The following is a 720-nucleotide window of genomic DNA, read 5'->3' on the forward strand; positions in this document are numbered from 1 at the left end:
CGGCGGAGCCGCGGGCCTCGATGCCGACGCCCACGTCGGCGGCGCGGATGGCGGCGGCGTCGTTGGCGCCGTCGCCCGCCATCGCCACCACCCGGCCGGCCTGCTGGAGGGCCTCCACGACGTGGAGTTTCTGCTCGGGGGCGACGCGGGCGACGACTCCGGCGCCGTGCAGCGCGCGCACCCGGTCGGAGCGGCCCATGGCGACCAGGTCGTCCCCGGTGACCACCTCCGTCTCCTCGGGCCAGCCCAGTTGCAGGGCGATGGCGCGGGCGGTCTCCGGATGGTCGCCGGTGAGCATGACGGGCAGGATGCCGGCCCGGCGCAGTTCGGCGAGCAGCTCCCGCGAGGTGTCGCGCGGTACGTCGGCGAGGGCGATCAGTCCGGCGAACTCCAGGTCGGCGAGGTCCGCCTCGAGTTCGGCGTCCGCGTCGGTCCCCCGGCGGGGGCGCCGGGCGACGGCGAGGACGCGCAGTCCCTGGCCCGCCAGGGTGTGGGCGGTGCCGGCCGCCTCCTCGGGGAGGTCCCGGCAGGCGGGGAGGACCGTCTCGGGGGCGCCCTTGACGACGAGGAGCGCGGTGTCGCCGTCCCGGCCGGCGGCCGCCGCGTAGCCGCGGCTGGCCTCGAAGGCCAGCTCGCCGTCGGCACTCCAGCCGGCGTCGGACGGGGCGACGTCGAGGACGGCCTCGTCGGTGGCGTGGACGACCCGGCGCCCCTCGCCGG

Annotated in this window: 1 protein-coding gene; it reads right to left on the bottom strand. The window is 78.3% G+C overall.

Annotated elements, in window-relative coordinates; all coding sequences use genetic code 11:
* On the bottom strand, positions 1 to 720 hold a 720-nt coding region (locus B7767_RS42955), incomplete at both ends, for an HAD-IC family P-type ATPase (RefSeq protein WP_143653014.1).

Origin of the sequence: Streptomyces sp. 13-12-16 (assembly GCF_002114215.1) — a bacterium.
GTDB lineage: Bacteria > Actinomycetota > Actinomycetes > Streptomycetales > Streptomycetaceae > Streptomyces.